This is a genomic window from Mesorhizobium ciceri biovar biserrulae (assembly GCF_001618845.1).
Lineage (GTDB): Bacteria > Pseudomonadota > Alphaproteobacteria > Rhizobiales > Rhizobiaceae > Mesorhizobium > Mesorhizobium ciceri.
This window is the reverse complement of the sequence record NZ_CP015064.1, coordinates 107,616-126,014: the sequence shown is the minus strand read 5'-3', so window position 1 is coordinate 126,014 and position 18,399 is coordinate 107,616. Positions and strand designations below refer to the sequence as shown.

Sequence of the window (18,399 nt, the reverse complement as noted above, 5' to 3'; positions counted from 1 at the left end):
CTTGCGCCTCACGATCCGTCAGTCCGACAAAGGGTCTTCGAGCCTCACGCCGGCGTCGCGCATGCGCTGCAGCGTGGCATGGAGCGAACCGTTGAGATCGATGCCGCGGCAGGCATCCAGCCGCACTGTGGTTTTGAAGCCCTGGCTGACGGCATCCAGCGCCGAAAAGCCGACGCAGAAATCGGTCGCCAGCCCGACCAGGGTCAGCGTGTCGATGCCGCGCTCCCGGAGGTAGCCGGCAAGGCCGGTCTGGGTCGTGCGGTCGTTCTCGAAGAAGGCCGAGTAGCTGTCGATATCAGGCCGAAATCCCTTGCGAATGACGAGCTCGGCCTTGGTCCAGGCGAGGCCGGAATGGAAATCCGAGCCCAGGCTGCCCTGGATGCAGTGGTCCGGCCACAGCGTCTGCTGGCCGTACGGCATTTCGATCATGGTGAAGGGCTGCGCGCCCGGATGGCTGGAAGCAAAGCTGGAGTGACCGGCGGGATGCCAGTCCTGCGTCAGCACGACATGGTCGGTTCGCCGGATCAGGTCGTTGACCAGCGGCACGATCTCGTCGCCGCCAGCAACCGCCAGCGCGCCGCCGGGACAAAAATCGTTCTGCAGGTCGATGACGACAAGCGCTTCGTCGGCCATGGGCTTTCCTCTTCCGTATGCAGGCTCCAGTGGAAAATGCCGCTGACGCGACCGGACGCAGAAACTTGACCAGATGGCCGGCCGCGTCAACCTCTCGAGCCATAACAAATGCGTGCCGGCGGCGCCGCGGCAAACTCCGGCTTTGACAAATCCTGCCAGCTTGATATCATTTGCATACGAATGAATTTTCCGACCCCTGTGCTGGAAGGATCTTTCGAAGTACCTGCTCTGGAAGGCCTCTTTTCGGGAAGGCAAAGCGTGATCCGTTACGCGAAACCCACCTCGGTCGACGAAGCGCTCGCTTTGCTTGGCGAGGGCGCTTGGCGCATCCTTGCCGGCGGCACCGATTTCTATCCGGCACAGGGCAGCAAACCGATCCGCGACAATGTTCTCGACATTAACGGCCTGGCGGCGCTGTGCGGCATTGCCGAGACGAGCGACCATTTCGTCATCGGCGCGCGCACGACCTGGACCGACATCGTCCGCCATCCCTTGCCGCCGGCCTTCGAGGCTCTGAAGCAGGCGGCGCGAGAGGTCGGCTCGGCGCAGATCCAGAACGTCGCCTCGGTCGCCGGCAATCTCTGCAACGCCTCGCCTGCCGCCGACGGCGTGCCGGCCCTGCTCGTCCTCGATGCCGAGGTCGAGCTGCGCTCGGTGGCAGCGACGCGGCACCTGCCGTTGCAGGACTTCATTCTCGGCAACCGCCGTACGGCTCTGCTGCCCGGTGAGATGGTCACGGCGATCCGCGTGCCGAAGCCCAGCGGCACGTCGGCTTTCGTCAAGCTCGGCGCCCGGCGCTACCTCGTCATTTCCATCGCCATGGTGGCAGCACGTCTGGCCGTCGACAATGGCACCGTCCGGCAAGCGGCGGTCGCGGCCGGCTCCTGTTCGGTGGTGGCCAAGCGGCTGGCCGGCGTCGAAGCCGCGTTGTGCGGGCTGCCGGTGGATGGCGAGCTTGCCGATGCGGTCCTGTCCGCGCCGATGAGCGAACTGTCGCCGATCGCCGATGTGCGCGGCAGCGCCGAATACCGGCTCGATGCAGTGCGCGAGATTGTTGCCCGCGCCGTGCTTGCGGCTGTGGGGCGGACGACTGGCGAAGAGGTGGCGGCATGAGCCAGGTTCAACCTGACGTGCGTGAAGCAGTGCCCGACCTGGGCGCCGTTCGGCCTGCTCGCGGCCCGGAGCGCGTTGACATCGCCTTCGAGGTCAATGGCAGCGCCGTATCGGTCAATGTGCCGCCGCTGCGCCGACTGTCCCTGGTGCTGCGCGACGAACTGGGGCTGACCGGCACCAAGGTCGGCTGCGATGCCGGCGATTGCGGCGCCTGTACGGTGCTGGTCGACGGCGATCCCGTCTGCGCCTGCCTGATGTCGGCGGCGTCCGCTGCCGGCGTATCGGTGACGACAGTTGAAGGGCTTGCCAACGGCCGGCTGTCGACGTTGCAGGCCTCTTTCCTTGCCCATGGCGCTGCGCAGTGCGGGATTTGCACGCCCGCCCTGTTGGTTGCGGCGACGGCTCTGCTGGAGAAGAAGGCGAGCCCCACCGAGGTCGAGGTACAGGACGCGCTCGGCGGAATTCTGTGCCGCTGCACCGGCTACCGGAAGATCATTGCCGCAGTGATGGATGCCTCCCTGCAGGCAGCAAGCCTGGATTTCCGCTTGCCCCGGTCAGGCCACGCGATCGGTTCCTCGCCCATCCGGCTCGACGGCGTGCCGAAGGTCACCGGGGCTGAGAAATTCGGCAGCGATTCCTTCCCCGCCGATGCACTGGCGGTACTGGTGGTCCGCTCTCCGCATTATCACGCCAGCTTCGCCTTCGGTGACCTCGATGGCTGGGCGAAAGCGCACCCTGGCGTCGCCGGCGTCTTCACCGCAGCCGACATTCCGGGAAAAAACTGTTTCGGCGTCATCGGCCCGTTCGCCGACCAGCCGGCACTGGCCGAAGGGTTTGCCCGCCTTCGCGGTGAGGCGGTGGCGTTGGTCGCTGGCGAGCGCGAGGCGATGCTCGATATCGACCTCTCGGATTTTCCGATCCGCTGGACCGAATTGCCGCATGTTCTCCAATCCTGCGAAGCGCGCGCCGGCGGTGCCAAGCTCATCCATGAGAACAGACCGGCAAACCTGCTGACCTCCGGCTTCGTCGAACGCGGCGATCCGGAAGGGGCCCTTGCCGGTGCAGCGTTCACGGTTTCCGGCGTCATCGACACCTCCTATGTCGAGCACGCCTATATCGAACCGGAAGCCGGCTATGCCTATGTGGACGGCGACACGCTGGTCGTCGTCGCCTGCACCCAGGCGCCCTATATGGACCGCGACGAGACGGCGAAGGTGCTCGGCCTTGCCGTCGACAAGGTGCGCATCGTGCCGACCGCGACCGGCGGCGGTTTCGGCTCGAAGCTCGACGTCTCGCTGCAGCCGCTGATCGGCCTTGTGGCGATGAAGACAGGGCGGCCGGCGGCACTTGCCTACACCCGCACCGAATCGATGATGTCGACCACCAAGCGCCATCCGGCCGAGATGAAGGCAACCATCGGCGCCGATGCCGACGGCCTTGTCACCGGCATGATCTTCGAAGGCGATTTCAACACCGGCGCCTATGCAAGCTGGGGCCCTACCGTGGCCAACCGCGTGCCGGTGCACGCCTCCGGACCTTATGCGACGCCGAACTACCGCGCCGAAGGCCGCGCCATCCATACGCATGGGCCGATCTCCGGCGCCTTCCGCGGCTTCGGCGTGCCGCAAGCGACGATCATGCAGGAGACCCTCTATGATGAGCTGGCCGGCAAGCTCGGCATGGACAGGCTCGATTTTCGCTTGAAGAACTGCCTTCGGAACGGCTCCGAAACGGTCACAAGACAGCTTCTGGACTGCGGCGTCGGCATTGCCGAATGCCTCGAATCGCTGCGGCCGCACTGGGCGCGCGCAGCGGCCGATGCGGAGGCATTCAACAGTGCCAACACAGATAGGAAGCGCGGCGTCGGCGTCGCATCGTGCTGGTATGGCTGCGGCAACACCTCGCTGCCCAATCCGTCGACCATTCGGGTCGGCATCGCGGCCGACGGCACGGTCATCCTGCACCAGGGCGCGGTCGATATCGGCCAGGGTTCGAACACGGTCATCGCCCAGATCTGCGCCGACGCGCTCGGCCTGCCGCTGGAGAGATTCCAGCTGAAGAGCGCCGATACATCAATTACTCCCGATGCCGGCAAGACATCGGCCTCGCGCCAGACCTTCGTCACCGGCAAGGCGGCCGAAAAGGCCGGCCGCGCCTTGCGTGAAAAGATTCTGCGTTTCGCCAATGTTTCGGAAAAAGCCGCTCTCCAACTCGACGGCCCGGCGATCGTCATCCGCGAGGGAGAAGCCACCCGCCGCATCGACCTCACGACGTTGGACCTGGATGCCCAGGGCTTCGTCTTCCGTGCCGAGGAGAGCTACGACCCGCCGACGCTGCCCCTCGATGCCAAGGGCCAGGGCAAACCCTACGCCGTTTACGGCTATGGCGCGCAGATCGCCGAACTGGAGGTCGATCTCAAGCTCGGCACGGTGAAGCTCATCAAGATCACCGCCGCGCATGATGTGGGCAAGGCGATCAACCCGCTGCTGGCCGAAGGCCAGATCGAAGGCGGTATCGCGCAAGGCATCGGCATGGCGCTGATGGAAGAGTACATCCCCGGCCGCACCGAGAATCTGCACGATTATCTCATCCCGACCATTGGCGACGTGCCGCCGATCGAGACCATCCTGATAGAAGTTCCGGATCCGGAAGGACCCTTTGGGGCCAAGGGTTTGGGCGAGCATGTGCTGATCCCGACGGCGCCGGCAATCCTCAACGCCATCCGCCACGCCACCGGCGTTCTGATCACCAAGGTTCCGGCGACGCCGACGCGTATCCGCGCTGGCATCCGCGAAAAAGATGGCATCCGCGAAAAGGAGGCACGCCGATGAGCGAGCTTGCCGAACGCTTCGAGACCCATGATCCCGGCGAGAAGCTGGTTGCGGAGAAGATCCGCTGCGATGCCTGCCCGGTGATGTGCTACATATCAGATGGGCGCACCGGCGCCTGCGACCGCTACGGCAATGTCGGCGGCAGGATCGTGCGGATGGACCCGCTGACCATCCTCGACCATGCGGCCGAGACCGGCGCGGCAATCGTGCCGTTCGTCGCCGAGGGCGAACAATGGGACGGCGAACTGGTCAACACCGGCCGCCGCTTCGTTACCGCAATCGGCGCCGGCACCACCTATCCCGACTACAAGCCGGCGCCGTTCATCGTCAGCCAGGAAGTCGAAGGCGTCGATCTCGTCACCGTCGTAACGGAAGGCATTTTTTCGTACTGCGGCGTCAAGGTGAAGATCGACACCGACCGGCATATCGGACCCGAGACGGCTATTGTGCGATCGCAAGGCGAGGCAATCGGCCATGTCACGACGGGCGAGTATGGCTCGCAGATGCTGTCGCTGGGCGGCGTGCATCATCTGACCGGCGGCTCCAAGGCGGAGGGCCGCGCCACCTGTGACGCGCTGCTCAATCTGTGCAACCGCAAGCCGGTGGAACTCGCCATCGACGGCGGCGCCGCCATAACAGTCGAAGCCGGCAAAGCGCCTGTCATCGACGGCAAGCAGGAACATCGCATGCGCGTCGGCTGCGGCTCGGCGACCATCGGCATGTTCGCCACGCAATGGCGCGGCCTTGTCGACGAGGTGGTGGTGGTCGACGACCACATCACCGGCGTCGTTTCCGAGCATCAGGCCGGCAAGGTGCTGGGCTGGCAGGACACAGGGATAAAGATCATCGGCCGCCGTTCGACGCCAGGCCGCTATTTCAAGGTGTCCGAGCCAGGCCTCGGCTGGGGCGGCACCAGCATTTCAGACCCGCTGTCGATCCTTGGCGAGTGGAACGCCAAAAAGGGTGCGCGGCCGGGCCTGTCGCTGCTGATGGTTTCGACCACCGGCGAGCAATTCGCCTATTACGAGCTCGACGACGAGTTGAAGCCGGTGCAAAAACCGTTTCCGGAACGGCTGCAAAAGTCGGTCGGCCTGATCGAGGACAATTGCGAGCCGGCTTTGTGCACGGTGCTGTTCATCGGCGGCGCCGGCGGTTCGTTGCGCGCCGGTGTCACCGAAAACCCGGTCAATCTCACCCGCTCGGTTCAGGGCCTGACCACCTATGTCACAGTCGGCGGCGCGCCGGTCTATGTCTGGCCGGGCGGCGGCATCACGCTGATGGTCGATGTCACACGGGTGCCGGAAGGCGCCTTCGGCTATGTGCCTACACCGGCGCTGGTGGCGCCGATCGAATTCACGCTGCGCCGCGACGACTATGTCAGGCTCGGCGGGTACGAGGCGGAGATCCGCAGCGTCGAGGATATTGTCGCAAAAGGCGGTGAGTACCTGAATCCGCGACGCGGCACAGGCGCCGAAACCAACAATCCATGGCCGCCACTCGCGCAGCTACGTCGTGCCGGCTCGAACGGGACCGGGTGATGCAAGGCCCGCAAGCGCATTGGCTGCAGGACGGCAAGCGGCTGCATCTCAACCACGGGCCGATCGACCTGATCGTCGAGGTTTTTGGTGAGGCGGATGAATGCCGCCGAGCCTATGAACAGGCCATAGCGCGGTTCCAGACAATCCTGGTGGAGCTGGTCGAGGAACTCCCCGAATTGCGGCTGCCGGCGTTTTTCCTGGCGCCGCGCACCTTCGCCGGCCCGACGGCGCGCCGCATGGAGGCAGCCGTCATGCCCCTGGCGGAATGCTTTATAACTCCGATGGCGGCCGTCGCGGGATCGGTAGCCGACGAAATGCTCGCCGCATTGCTTGCCGGTCGCAAGATCGAGCGCGCCTATGTCAACAATGGCGGCGACTGCGCGCTCCATATCGGCAAGGGCCAGTCGATGGGTCTGGCGGTAGCCGGTACCGGCAACGGCATGGCCGACCGGATCACGATCCGCGCGGAAGATGGCGTTCGCGGCGTCGCCACCAGCGGTTGGCGTGGCCGCTCCTTCTCGCTTGGCATTGCCGACGCCGTCACCGTTCTGGCGCGGACCGGCGCCGAAGCCGATGCGGCGGCGACGCTCATCGCCAACGCGGTGGACCTGCCCGGCAATCCCGCCATCAAGCGCATTTCCGCACACGAACTGTCGCCCGACAGCGATCTCGGCTCGCGGCTGGTGACGCAAGGCGTCGGCACGCTTGCCCTTGGCGAAGTGGCGCGCGCGCTGGACAATGGCCTTGCCGTCGCCGAAGATTTTCGCCGCCGGGGGCTTATTGCCGGGTCGGCGCTGTTTCTCGGCGGCGAGATCCGCATCAGTGGCTCGGTTGCGCTTGCCGCGCCCAACGAAACTTCGAGGGAGGAAGTTGCCCATGCCTGAGTTTCCGATCCGCAAGATCGCGGTTCTGACCGAAGAGATCTTTCACGAGGGCGGGCCGGTGGCCAAGGTGCCGCGCCGCCGTGCCGCCGCCATGGCGCTGGTAAAGAACCCGTTCGCCGGGCGCTATGTCGAGGAGCTGCAGAGCGCCATGGACGATCTCAAGCCGCTCGGCCTGCTGCTCGCCGACCGGCTGATCGCGGCGCTCGGCGGCGACGTCAAGCAGATCGACGGCTACGGCAAAGGCGCCATTGTCGGCACCGCAGGTGAGCTGGAACACGGCGCCCTCTGGCATGTGCCCGGCGGCTACGCCATGCGCGAGCGGCTCGGCGACGCCAAGGCGATCGTGCCGTCGGCCAAGAAGGTCGGCGCTTTCGGTTCGAAGCTCGACGTGCCGCTCGGCCACATCAACGCCGCCTATGTGCGCAGCCATTTCGACGCCATGGAAGTCGGCATGTCCGATGGTCCGCGCCCCGACGAGATTCTGTTCTGCCTCGCCATGACTTGTGGCCCGCGCATCCACGATCGCATGGGTGGTCTCGCGGCCGATGACATCAAAGCCTGGGATGGGCTGCGGTGAGCGGCGAGGACAATCTGCTCAAGCTGGTCGAGGTCGAGGCGCCGGACGACCAGGATTACCTCCTGCAGGAGCAGGTCGGCTTCATCCTGCGCAAGGCGCATCAGCGCCATGTCGCGATCTTTGCCGCGCATATCGGCGATCTGACGCCGCCGCAATTCGCGGCGTTGGCCAAGCTGCGTGACGTCGGCGAGACCTCGCAGAACCAGCTCGGCACGCTGATCGCGATGGATGCGGCGACGGTGAAGGGCGTCATCGACCGGCTGAAGGCGCGCGGCCTGGTCGAGCTTTCCAGGCACGAGGTCGACAAAAGACGGCTGCTGGTCAATCTGACCGCGGCAGGCCGCGATGCCATCGAGCGCCTGATCCCGCTGGCGCGCGAGATCACAAAGGAGACGCTGGCGCCGCTCTCGGCCAAGGAGATCGCCACCTTCATGAAGCTGCTGGTGAAGCTGGCTTAGACCCGCCGGGCGCCAAAGGAGCACCCGGCAGGAAGTTTGCCTCAGAGGCCGTTGTCCTTCAGCACCTGGGCGGCGTTTTCCTTGGTGATCTTCTCGGTTGGTAGGGTAATGGTCTTTTCGACTTTCTCGCCGTTGAGGAACTTGATCGCCTGGCGCAGGCCTTCGGCACCGGGAGTGACATAGGTGAAGGTCGCCGTCAGCTCGCCCTTGTTCACCATCTGCACGCCTTCATTGGGCAGGCCGTCGATACCAATGAACTTGATGTCCTTCTCGCGGCCGACATCCTTGGCGGCGAGATAGGCGCCATAGGCCATCGGGTCGTTGTGCCCGTAGACGAGATCGATCTTCTCGTTGCTCTTCAGCGCGTTGGCCATCAGATTGTAGGCCTGGTCCTGCTTCCAGTCGCCCGATTGCTGGTCAAGCAGATATTTGATGCCCGGCTCCTTGTCGGTGAATTCGTGAAAGCCGTCATGGCGGTCATGCGCCGGCTGGGTGCCCATGCCGCCCCAGATCTCGACGACATTGCCTGCAGCCTTGCCCTTGCCGCCCAGCAGTTCGACGGCATATTCGCCGGCCGCGCGGCCGATCAGCGCGTTGTCGCCGCCGACGAACTGCGTGTAGTCCTTGGTGTCGACATTGCGGTCGAGCACGAAGACCGGGATCTTGGCGTCGATCGCCTGCTGCACGACGCCGGTCAGGCCGGCCGATTCCTTCGGTGACACCAACAGCGCATCGACCTCCTGGCGGATCAGGTTCTCGACATCGGCGACCTGCTTTTCGGTCTTGTCCTCGCCGTCGGTGATGATCAGCTCGACCTCGGGGTGCTTGGCGGCTTCGGCCAGGATGTCCTTGTTGAACTGCGCGCGCCAGGGCTCGATGGTCGTCACTTGGGAGAAGCCGATCTTCCACTTCTTGTCCTGAGCGTAAGCGTTGCCAGTGGTCAGCAGCGCGGTGGTGGTCAGCAGTGCCGCGGTCACGGCGGCAAGCTTCAGCATGTCACGTCGTTTCATTTTTTGTTTCCTCCGAGATTGAGAGACGGTGTCTCTTGCGACGGCCGCTTTGCCGCGGCCGTTTCCTTGTGCGCCGATTGCCCGCCGGGCAGGCGCAGATAGGCCAGGAGATCACCGGCATTGCGCTCCTGCACGAGCACGGTGCCGATGATGATCATCCCCTTCAGCACCAGCTGAAGGTTCGAATTGATGTTGTGGAGCTGCAGGATGTTGGAGAGCAGACCGAAGATCAGCACGCCGCAGAACGTGCCGATGAGGCTGCCGCGCCCGCCCATCAGGCTGGTGCCGCCTATGACCACAGCGGCAATGGCGTCGAGCTCCAGCCCGGCGCCGGCATCCGGCTTGCCTTGCCGGTACTGCGCGACATAGAGCACGGCGGCAATGCCGGCGAGCAGCCCGGAGACGGCATAGGTGGCGATCTTGACGCGGCCGGCGGCGATGCCGGAGAGGCGCGCCGCCTCCTCGTTGCCGCCGATGGCATAGACATAGCGGCCGAACGGCGTGAAGCGCAGCACCGCGCCGTAGATCACGATGGCGCCGAGGAAGAACAGGCCCGGCATCGGGATGATGCCGAACACCAGCGAGCGCAGGATCTCGAAATCGGCGGTGGCGTTGGAGCCGGTATAGACCGGCAGCACCGCATTGTTCTGGCCGGCGGTCAGCCGTGCGATGCCGAGCGCCGTCACCATCATCGCCAGGGTGACGATGAAGGGCTGCAGCCGTCCGGCAACGATGATGAAGCCGTTGAGCGCGCCGAACAGCAAACCAACGCACGGCGCCACCAGCAGCACGCCGAGCACGCCGAATTTCGGCTCGATCTGCGGCAGCAGAAACCACAGCGACAGGCAGCACAAGACCACGCCGACGACGGCGGGCGTGATCAGGCCGCGAATCCCGTCCAGCCTGATCTCGCGGACGAGATCGGCGCCGGCACGGGACTTTGCCAGGTTCTGGAAGATGAAGCGGGTGACGACGAAACCGAGGCAAAGCGCCACCAGCGCGACGGTCGGCACGCCCAGCACGACGCCCGGCGTCACGCCTGGGACCGTCAGCAGCATGGCACAGACCACCGAGCAGATGGCCATCAGCGAGCCGACGGAGAGATCGATGCCGCCGGTGATGATGACAGCCGTCATGCCGGTGGCGATCAGCCCGGTGGTCGAGACCTGGCGCAGCACGTCGAGCAGGTTGCCGTAGGAGAGGAAGATGTTGTTGCCCTTGGAACTCATCGGCGAGCCCAGCACGCCGATCAGGAAGATGGCGATCAGGCCCCAATAGAGCTTGGTACGGGACAGGAGTTTCAGGGCAGTCATGCGGCTGGTCTCGATATGGTCCTGCGCGGGGCGGCGAGACGCATGATGGCCTCCTCGCTGGCCGCATCGCGGGAAAGAATGCCTGTCTGGCGGCCATCGGCCATCACCAGGATGCGGTCGGAGAGATGCAAAAGCTCCGGGAGTTCGGAGCTGATGACGGCGATGGCCAGTCCATCGCGCGCCAGCTTGAAGATCAGGTCGTAGATCTCGCGTTTGGCGCCGACATCGATGCCGCGCGTCGGCTCGTCCAGCAACAGCACCCTTGGCCTGGTCGCCAGCCACTTGCCGATGACGACCTTCTGCTGGTTGCCGCCGGACAGCGTGCCGGCAGGCTGGTCGATGTCCCGGCAGCGGATGCCGAGCGCCTTGACCGCCTGCCGCGCCAGCCCCTGCTCGGCGGCCAGCGAGCGGATGCCGAAGCGGGACAGCGACCCGACCAGCGGCAGCGCGACATTGTCTGCGATCGAAGCCTGCAGATGCAGGCCTTGCGTCTTGCGGTCCTCGGTGACCAGTGCAATGCCCAGCCGCCTTGCGTCGCGGGGCGAACGGATATCCACAGGCCGGCCGTCGACCTGGATTTCGCCACCGGTGCGGCCATCGCTCGAGCCGAAGATCGCTTCCAGGATCTCGGTTCGGCCCGAACCCAGCAGCCCGCCAATGCCGAGGACCTCTCCGGCGGCAAGATCGAAGCCAACGCCGTCGATCACCGTGCGCCAGCCATGCGCATCAGGCTTCGAGAGCGACAGGTTTTCGACCGAAAGCACAATGTTGCCGCCGGAGTGGCGCTCTTCCTGGGAGGAAGCGAGCAGGTTGCGTCCGACCATCGCCGAAATGATCGCATCTTCGTCCAGCCTGGCCATCGGCTCGGTCAGTACATGGCGGCCGTCGCGAAACACGGTGACGCGGCTGGCCAGATGCATGACCTCGTCGATGCGGTGCGAGATGTAGACGATGGCGACACCGCTCTCGGCAAGCTGGCGGATGATGCGGAACAGCCGCTGGCATTCGGCCGGCGACAGCGCCGAGGTCGGCTCGTCCATGATCAGGATGCGTGCCGACATCGACAGCGCCTTGGCGATCTCGACCAGCTGCTGCTCGCCGACACGCAGGGCACCGACGCGGGCTTGCGGATCGAGCTCGATGCCGAGCCGCTGCAACAAAGCGCCCGCCGCGCGGCTGCTTGCCTTGCGGTCGACAATCAGCCCGGCGATCAGCTTCTCGCGGCCAAGGAAGATGTTGTCGGCGACGCTGAGTTCGGGCACCAGGTTGAGCTCCTGATGAATGATGGCAATGCCGGCATCCTCGGCGTCGCGTACGCCAGCGAAATTGACAGGGTGGCCATCGACGCTGACCGTGCCTTCATAGCCGGTGTAGACGCCGGAGAGGATCTTCATCAGCGTCGACTTGCCGGCGCCGTTTTCGCCCATCAAGGCATGAACCTCGCCGCGCCGCAGCTCGAAGCCGACATCGACCAGGGCGGCGATGCCGCCGAAGCTCTTGGAAATATGCTCGGCGCTCAGAACGGTGTCCGACCGATCGGCAGCGCCGTGCTGCGGGGAAAGGGAACTGCTCTCTCGCATGACAATGGCGGCCTCCCTTCCGTCCTCGTCAACTTCCCGCAAACGCTAATCTAAACGTTTCGATCATGTCAAGCTGATATGAGGTGCCGCATGTTTACTGCATTTCGATTCTTGCTAAAAAGGACAGGATTCCGTACGTATTGGCCGGCAAGGGTGGCGAAACGTTTCGAAAATGACAGCATCAGGGCAAAAAAAACACCGGAAATCCACCGCGCCCACCATGCTTCATGTGGCTGAAGCGGCACGTGTGTCTGTCGCCACCGTTTCGGCGCTGATCAATGGCACGGCGACGGTCAGTCCGGAGCTTAGCCAGCGCATCGAACAGGCGATCCGCGATATCGGCTACAAGCGCAACGCGATCGCCCGCAGCCTGAAGATGGGCACGACCCGCACGATCGGATTGACCGTGCCGCACATCACCAACCCATTCTTCACCGATGTCGTCTCGGTCATCCAGCAGGCCTTCGACCGGGCCGGCTATGCTGTCATGCTGTGCTGCACGGACGAGGATTTGAACACCCAGGACGATCAGATCAAGCTGCTGCTCGACCGCATGGTCGACGGGCTGATCGTGGCGCGCGTCGGCGACGGCGCGATCCTCAAGCGGATCGTCGACGACGCCAACGTGCCGGTGGTGCTGCTCGATCGTATCTGCAAAGGCGTCGACACCGATGCCGTGGTGCTGGACAACCAGCGCGCGGTGTTCGACGCCATCACCTATCTGATCAATCTCGGCCACCGGCGCATCGGTTACATCACCGGCACGTCGGACATTTCGCCGATGCATGACCGCATGGCGGGATATCGCGAGGCGCTTCACGCCGCCGGCCTGCCGATCGCGGAGGAGCTGATCCGCTTCGGCAATTTCCACGAGATCGACGGCTACAACGCGACCATGCAGATGCTGTCCTCGCACGATCGGCCAAGCGCGATCTTCTCGGCCAACAACCCGATGGTGATCGGCACCATGAAGGCGATCCGCGACATCGGCCTGTCCTGCCCGGAAGACATTTCAGTTGCCTGCTTCGACGACTTTCCATGGTCCGACGTGTTTCAGCCGCAGCTGACCACGGTGGCGCAGCCGGTGCAGGCGATCGGCGAACAGGCGGCCAATCTGCTTCTCGACCGTCTCGCCGGCAACAGGGACGCGCCGCCGCGCAAGCTTTTGCTCAAGGGCCGGCTGATGATCCGCAATTCCTGTCGCCCGCTGGGGGTGAAGGCGCAGAGCGTGAGCGCGTAGTCTTTCGCCCGTATAGTCCTATCAGGACTTGTCAGGCCGCCTGCGACAGCGATTTGTGCGCCTCGGCCAGGATCTCGAACGACCGTACCCGCGCCGCATGATCAAAAATCTGCGCGGTGACCATCAGCTCGTCGGCGCCGGTGCGGCGCACGAAGGCATCGATGCCTTGCCGCACCGTTTCCGGGGAGCCTACGACGGCGCAGGACAATGCCTGGCCCAGCATGGTCTTTGCCATCGGATCGAGATCGCGGTCATAGTTCTCGACAGGTGGCGGCAGCCGTCCGGCCCGGCCGGTGCGCAGATTGACGAAAGCCTGTTGCAGCGAGGTGAACAGCAAACGAGCCTCGGCATCTGTGGGCGCGGCAAAGACGTTGAGGCCAAGCATGACATGCGGCTTGTCGAGCTGCTCGGAGGGTTGGAAGCGCGAGCGGTAGACATCCAGCGCGTGATCCAGATCCGCCGGCGCGAAATGCGAGGCGAAGGCATAGGGCAGGCCGAGCATGGCGGCAAGCTGCGCGCCGTAGAGGCTGGAGCCGAGGATCCAGACCGGCACGCCCTGGCCTTCGCCGGGCACGGCACGGATGCGCTGGCCTTCCTCGGCCGGCTGGAAATAGCCCATCAGCTCGACGACATCCTGCGGGAAATTGTCGACCCCGGCCTCGAGATTGCGGCGCAAGGCGCGGGCGGTACCCATGTCGGTGCCGGGCGCCCGGCCGATGCCGAGATCGATGCGGCCCGGATGCAATGCGGCCAGCGTGCCGAACTGCTCGGCAATCACCAGCGGCGAATGGTTGGGCAGCATGATGCCGCCGGCGCCGACACGAATGGTCTTGGTGCCGCCCGCGACATGGGCAATGACGACGGCTGTGGCGGCACTGGCAATACCCGGCATGTTGTGATGCTCGGCCAGCCAGAAACGCTTGTAGCCCAGGCGCTCGGCATGGCGGGCAAGATCGAGCGAGTTGGCCAGCGACTGCGAGGCATCGCTGTCTTCGACGATCGGCGACAGGTCGAGAACGGAAAGAGCGGTCATAGGTGGGATCCTGTGTCAGGACCGCATGTAGGAAGCATCCGGCGGCGCCGCAAATTCAAAAATATTGATCAGCCCTTGACAGCTTCGGGGTCGGCGATGTCGTCCTCCTCGACGACAACCGCGTGCTGCGCGGCGAGAAAATTGCCGACATGGCTGAGCCCATCGAAATGATCGCAGAACACCTTGATGACGACCAGCAGCGGCACCGCCATCAGGGCGCCGACGAAACCCCACAGCCATGACCAGAAGGCGATGGCGATGAAGATCGCCACGGCGTTGATCTCGAGGCGCCTGCCGACCACCATCGGCGTCACGAACTGGCCTTCGACGATGTCGCACAAGATCACGAAGGCGGGCGCCAGAAGCGCGTAGAAGATGGTATCGAAGCTGATCAACGCCATGACCGTGACAAGCACGATGGTGATCAGTGCTCCGACATAGGGCAGGAAATTGAGCAGGGCGGCAGCAACGCCCCAGACCAGCGGATTGGGCACGCCGAGCGCCCAAAGACCGAGAGCGATGACCGTGCCGAGGCCGGCATTGATGATGGTGACAGTGAGCAGATAGTGCGAGATTTCGCGTTCGACGTCATAGACGACGCGCAGCGCCCGCTTCTTTTCGCTGAGGCTGGCGAAGGACTGGATGATCTTTTCATAAAACATCGTGCCGGAGGCGAGCAGGAACAGCGACAGCACGAAGATGATGGTGAGGCCTGTTCCCGCCGACAGGATGTTGCTGGCGGCCGCCGACAGGATGCCGGACTGCGCTACCGCCACCTTCTGAATACCCGACTCCTGCGAGGTCTCGGTCAGTTGTTCGATCTGATGCGAAATCTGCATGATCTTCTCGAGCGGCTGTCGCAATTGCGCCAACCGTTCGGTGAGCTTCTGGCCGATCGACGAGGTATTGTTGATAAGATCGATGATCGGGCCACTGAGCAGATAGCCGGCGGTGGCGAACACACAAAGGGACAACAGCACCAGAAGGGTTGCCGAGATCACTTCCGGGATACCGTGCTTGCGCAGCAGCCGGACGATCGGCGTCAGCGTCAGCGCCAGCAGGAAAGCCAGAAGCACTGGCATGAAAAAGGCGCGGGCGAAATAGAGCGCGTAGATGGCCATGAACAGAAAGATGCCGATCAGCAACGAGCGCATCAGACGCGTGTCGGCGCGAGCCGCGACGCGCGAATCCGGTTCATCGGAAACGTCCTGACCCCAGGCTGTGGGTTCGGTTTTCATGGTCACCCCTCAAGCCGGCGCCCCTTCGCACGGCAATCGCCTCCATGAAACGCAGAGTTACGGGCGAGGGTTCCATGAGCCGGCTTCGGGATTGAGGCCGCTCGCGCCGGCTCCGGGTCAGGCTGCCGGCGACGTGACGGCTGTGGCGGGCTTGGCTGTTTCCTTGCGAACGATCGGCGCCACCCTGGTGCCGTAGAGTTCGATCGCCTTCATGATCTTGGCATGCGGCATGGTGCCGATCGCCATCTGCAGCAGGAAGCGGTCATTGCCGAAGATCTTGTGCTGGGCGACGATCTTTTCAGCCACTTGCTCGGGACTGCCGACGAACAGGGCGCCTGTGGGGCCGCGCGACTGGTCGAAATGCGCCCGCGAGGTCGGACCCCAGCCGCGCTCGCGGCCGATGCGATTCATCACTTCCGCCTGCGGGCCGTAGAAATCGTCCGCCGCCTGCTCGGTCGTCTCGGCGATGAAGCCGTGCACGTTGATGCTGGTGGCAAGGCCCGCCGGATCACTGCCGGCGCGCTTGGCGGCTTCGCGGTAGAGATCGAACAGCGGCGCGAAACGCGCCGGCTCGCCGCCAATGATGGCGAGCGCCAGCGGCAGGCCGAGCGCGCCAGCGCGGGCGGCAGACTGCGGCGTGCCGCCAATGGCGATCCAGACCGGTAGCCTGTCCTGGAAGGGCCGGGGATAAACGCCGCGATCATTGATCGGCGCACGCAGATTGCCCGACCAGGTGACCTTCACGCTGTCGCGGATGGCAAGCAGCAGACCGAGTTTTTCGGCGAACAGCTCGTCATAATCCTCGAGGTTGAAACCGAACAGCGGGAAGGATTCGATGAACGAGCCGCGCCCGGCCATGATCTCGGCGCGGCCGCCCGACAGAAGATCGAGCGTGGCAAATTGCTGGAAAACGCGCACCGGGTCATCGGAAGACAGAACGGTGACCGCGCTGGTCAGCTTGATGCGCTTCGAACGCTCGGCCGCCGCGGCCAGGGCCACGACCGGTGCGGAGGCGGCATAGTCGGGCCGGTGATGCTCGCCGAGGCCGAAGACGTCGAGGCCGACCTGGTCGGCCAGCTCGATCTCCTCGATCAGGTTGCGCAGCCGCTCATGCGGGCCGATGGCACCGGGGCCCGGCTGCGGGCTGACGTCGGCGAATGTGTAGAGACCGAGTTCCATTTGATGTCATCCTGGTGTTGGGTTTTCGGGCTAGACGTAGCGACGCCTCAGCCGCGCCGCCAGTGGGGCGGACGGTGAACAGTGCATGTCGGTTTCGGCTCTATCTCTTCGTCGCCATTCCGGACGGAAAACCGCTTCACACTTTTCCTGGAATTGCTCCAAAGGCGTCTCCCGAGTGCAACAGCCGACAATTTCATGGCTGCCATGCCGTTTTGGCGCTTGAACTCTCGGTTTTCGCGCGTATGTAAGCGTCGCGAATTGACTTCAGGGAAGTGGACTTGGCTATCTACAGGGAAAAAGACGTTTTCGAGCGGCGCAATGCCGCAAACGAGGCAAAGAAGGCGCTCCTCGAGCGCTTCAAGGCAAAGCCGGCGGCGGATGATCCCGCAGTGCTGGCGCGGCAGGCTGAACGCAAGGCTATCCTTGCGGCCCGCGAAATCCGCGAGGCCGAAAAGGCCCGGCTGAAGCAGGAGAAGCTGGCACGCGAAGCGGTCGAGAAGGCCGAGCGCGAGGCAGCAGCCGAAGCGGCACGTATCGCCGCCGAGGAAGCTGCACAGGCCGAGGCCAAGATTCGGGAATCCGAAGAGAACGAGCGCATCGCCCGTCTTCTGGCCGACGAAGCCGAACGCAAGGCCAAGCGCGACGCGCGTTATGCGGCACGCAAGCAGCGTACCGGCAGGACGCCTCCGGGCTTCTCCGCCCGCTAGCTCTCGGCTACGGAGCAATCTGCTTCGAGAACCAGGGTCGCCTCGCAGCGGCCCTGAACGTGTTTGTCCCATGCATGTCGCCCTGGTCCCGGCTCTGGGAGGACGACATGCGCAAACCAAGAGACCTAAGCGTTACCGTCAGGCGGCGAACTTCAGCCCCATGATGCCGCAGACGATGAGCGCGATGCAGGCCAGCCTGATCGCGGTGGCCGGTTCGCCGAGCAGCCAGATGCCGAGCAGTGCCGTACCGACGGTGCCGATGCCGGTCCACACCGCATAGGCGGTGCCGACGGGCAGCGCCTTCAGCGCCAGGCCGAGCAGAGTGAGGCTGACGACCATCGAGGCAACGGTCAGCACGGTCGGCACCAGCTTCGAGAAGCCATCGGTGTATTTGAGGCCGATTGCCCAGCCGATCTCGAACAAGCCAGCGAAAAAGAGAAGAATCCACGACATCGACAACGCTCCATCAGAGCATCGGACCCGAAAGGTATTTCGGCGCCCGACGATCAGTCAAACAATGGCGGGTCGTCCCGTCCGGATTTGGGGAAGCGCGAGGTCGTCCCCGCCACGCCAATATAAGAATTTCGGGCGCTCGAGCAACAGCGACCGGCAACAAGTGTCGCCGGCCGTAATCTTATTGCGAAGTGGATCGCCGGACCTACTTGTCCTTGAGCTTCATCGCCTTGACCGGCGGCGCCTTCAGCGCCGGAGCCGGAGCGGGCTTCTTGGCGTCCTTCTTCGGCTTGCGGGCTTCCTTGCCTGCCTTCATCGCACCTTTAGCCATGATTCGTTCCTCCTGATGTGAGAAGCCAAGTGAAACAAGAGAACCGCCCGACCGCAAGGGGTTAGCGACTGTTGCCGCCGACAGCGGATCGCTTTCAACCGGTTTCTAGAGCAATTCACCGTTTCGCGGAAACAGTGAATTGCTCTAACTCTTTGTTTTGACGCAATTCCGGAGGGAAAACCGCTTCACACTTTTCCTGGAATTGCTCTAATTTGCTCGTAAACCATGGCGGTCCGTGCCATGGTCATTTTCGCACTGCAGCATCGACCCGAGCTTCGCCG

17 protein-coding genes are annotated in these 18,399 nt (G+C 64.2%); 8 read left to right on the top strand and 9 right to left on the bottom strand.

Going from position 1 to position 18,399, the window contains the following annotated elements:
- Window positions 1-18: 18 nt before the first annotated feature.
- Window positions 19-633 (bottom strand): bifunctional nicotinamidase/pyrazinamidase, encoded by a 615-nt coding sequence (gene pncA / locus A4R29_RS00610; RefSeq protein WP_063169737.1) that lies wholly within the window; start codon window positions 631-633, stop codon window positions 19-21.
- A gap of 258 nt (window positions 634-891) precedes the next feature.
- Here pncA and A4R29_RS00605 point away from each other — a divergent pair, with 258 nt between their 5' ends.
- The 6 genes from A4R29_RS00605 to A4R29_RS00580 are packed head-to-tail and all read left to right on the top strand — an operon-like array spanning window position 892 to window position 8,034.
- Complete coding sequence (locus A4R29_RS00605; protein WP_027161092.1) at window positions 892-1,746, top strand: FAD binding domain-containing protein; 855 nt, start codon at window positions 892-894, stop codon at window positions 1,744-1,746.
- Entirely contained in the window at window positions 1,743-4,577 is a 2,835-nt protein-coding gene (locus A4R29_RS00600; protein ID WP_063170956.1) for a molybdopterin-dependent oxidoreductase, read from the top strand. The genes A4R29_RS00605 and A4R29_RS00600 overlap by 4 nt, the downstream gene beginning before the upstream one ends.
- Window positions 4,574-6,115: a hypothetical protein gene (locus tag A4R29_RS00595; RefSeq protein WP_063170955.1), complete on the top strand. Its 1,542-nt coding sequence runs from the start codon at window positions 4,574-4,576 to the stop codon at window positions 6,113-6,115. Before A4R29_RS00600 ends, A4R29_RS00595 begins: the two co-directional genes overlap by 4 nt.
- On the top strand, window positions 6,115-6,999 hold the full coding sequence (locus tag A4R29_RS00590) for a UPF0280 family protein (protein WP_027161095.1): 885 nt from the start codon (window positions 6,115-6,117) through the stop codon (window positions 6,997-6,999). The genes A4R29_RS00595 and A4R29_RS00590 overlap by 1 nt, the downstream gene beginning before the upstream one ends.
- Window positions 6,992-7,576, top strand: coding sequence for an amino acid synthesis family protein (locus A4R29_RS00585; RefSeq protein ID WP_024502071.1), 585 nt, complete (start codon window positions 6,992-6,994; stop codon window positions 7,574-7,576). The genes A4R29_RS00590 and A4R29_RS00585 overlap by 8 nt, the downstream gene beginning before the upstream one ends.
- Complete coding sequence (locus tag A4R29_RS00580; RefSeq protein ID WP_013528454.1) at window positions 7,573-8,034, top strand: MarR family winged helix-turn-helix transcriptional regulator; 462 nt, start codon at window positions 7,573-7,575, stop codon at window positions 8,032-8,034. Before A4R29_RS00585 ends, A4R29_RS00580 begins: the two co-directional genes overlap by 4 nt.
- Before the next feature lie 41 nt (window positions 8,035-8,075).
- Here A4R29_RS00580 and A4R29_RS00575 read toward each other — a convergent pair whose 3' ends face one another.
- Genes A4R29_RS00575 through A4R29_RS00565 form a run of 3 tightly spaced genes read right to left on the bottom strand, consistent with a single transcriptional unit; the run spans window position 8,076 to window position 11,937 of the window.
- Entirely contained in the window at window positions 8,076-9,044 is a 969-nt protein-coding gene (locus A4R29_RS00575; protein ID WP_013528455.1) for a substrate-binding domain-containing protein, read from the bottom strand.
- Window positions 9,041-10,357: an ABC transporter permease gene (locus tag A4R29_RS00570; protein ID WP_013528456.1), complete on the bottom strand. Its 1,317-nt coding sequence runs from the start codon at window positions 10,355-10,357 to the stop codon at window positions 9,041-9,043. Before A4R29_RS00570 ends, A4R29_RS00575 begins: the two co-directional genes overlap by 4 nt.
- Window positions 10,354-11,937, bottom strand: a complete 1,584-nt coding sequence (locus tag A4R29_RS00565) for a sugar ABC transporter ATP-binding protein (RefSeq protein ID WP_063170954.1) — start codon at window positions 11,935-11,937, stop codon at window positions 10,354-10,356. Before A4R29_RS00565 ends, A4R29_RS00570 begins: the two co-directional genes overlap by 4 nt.
- A gap of 220 nt (window positions 11,938-12,157) precedes the next feature.
- Here A4R29_RS00565 and A4R29_RS00560 point away from each other — a divergent pair, with 220 nt between their 5' ends.
- Window positions 12,158-13,177 carry a LacI family DNA-binding transcriptional regulator gene (locus tag A4R29_RS00560; protein WP_063170953.1) on the top strand — a complete coding sequence of 340 codons (1,020 nt, stop codon included), beginning with the start codon at window positions 12,158-12,160 and terminating at the stop codon, window positions 13,175-13,177.
- Between the two features lie 31 nt (window positions 13,178-13,208).
- Here A4R29_RS00560 and A4R29_RS00555 read toward each other — a convergent pair whose 3' ends face one another.
- The 3 genes from A4R29_RS00555 to A4R29_RS00545 all read right to left on the bottom strand — a co-directional run bounded on the left by A4R29_RS00555 (window position 13,209) and on the right by A4R29_RS00545 (window position 16,627).
- Complete coding sequence (locus A4R29_RS00555) at window positions 13,209-14,210, bottom strand: LLM class flavin-dependent oxidoreductase (RefSeq protein WP_063170952.1); 1,002 nt, start codon at window positions 14,208-14,210, stop codon at window positions 13,209-13,211.
- Window positions 14,211-14,278: 68 nt separating this feature from the next.
- Complete coding sequence (locus A4R29_RS00550) at window positions 14,279-15,448, bottom strand: AI-2E family transporter (protein WP_013528460.1); 1,170 nt, start codon at window positions 15,446-15,448, stop codon at window positions 14,279-14,281.
- Window positions 15,449-15,565: 117 nt separating this feature from the next.
- Complete coding sequence (locus A4R29_RS00545) at window positions 15,566-16,627, bottom strand: LLM class flavin-dependent oxidoreductase (RefSeq protein WP_063170951.1); 1,062 nt, start codon at window positions 16,625-16,627, stop codon at window positions 15,566-15,568.
- A gap of 278 nt (window positions 16,628-16,905) precedes the next feature.
- On the opposite strand from A4R29_RS00545, the gene A4R29_RS00540 reads away from it, so the two are divergent.
- Complete coding sequence (locus tag A4R29_RS00540; protein WP_013528462.1) at window positions 16,906-17,334, top strand: DUF6481 family protein; 429 nt, start codon at window positions 16,906-16,908, stop codon at window positions 17,332-17,334.
- 138 nt (window positions 17,335-17,472) lie between these two features.
- On the opposite strand, the gene sugE is transcribed toward A4R29_RS00540, so the two are convergent.
- Both sugE and A4R29_RS35300 read right to left on the bottom strand, forming a co-directional pair.
- A complete protein-coding gene (sugE, locus tag A4R29_RS00535) occupies window positions 17,473-17,787 on the bottom strand; it encodes a quaternary ammonium compound efflux SMR transporter SugE (protein ID WP_013528463.1) in 315 nt (104 codons plus the stop codon).
- A gap of 205 nt (window positions 17,788-17,992) precedes the next feature.
- Window positions 17,993-18,118 (bottom strand): hypothetical protein, encoded by a 126-nt coding sequence (locus A4R29_RS35300; protein WP_013528464.1) that lies wholly within the window; start codon window positions 18,116-18,118, stop codon window positions 17,993-17,995.
- Between the last annotated feature and the right edge of the window lie 281 nt (window positions 18,119-18,399).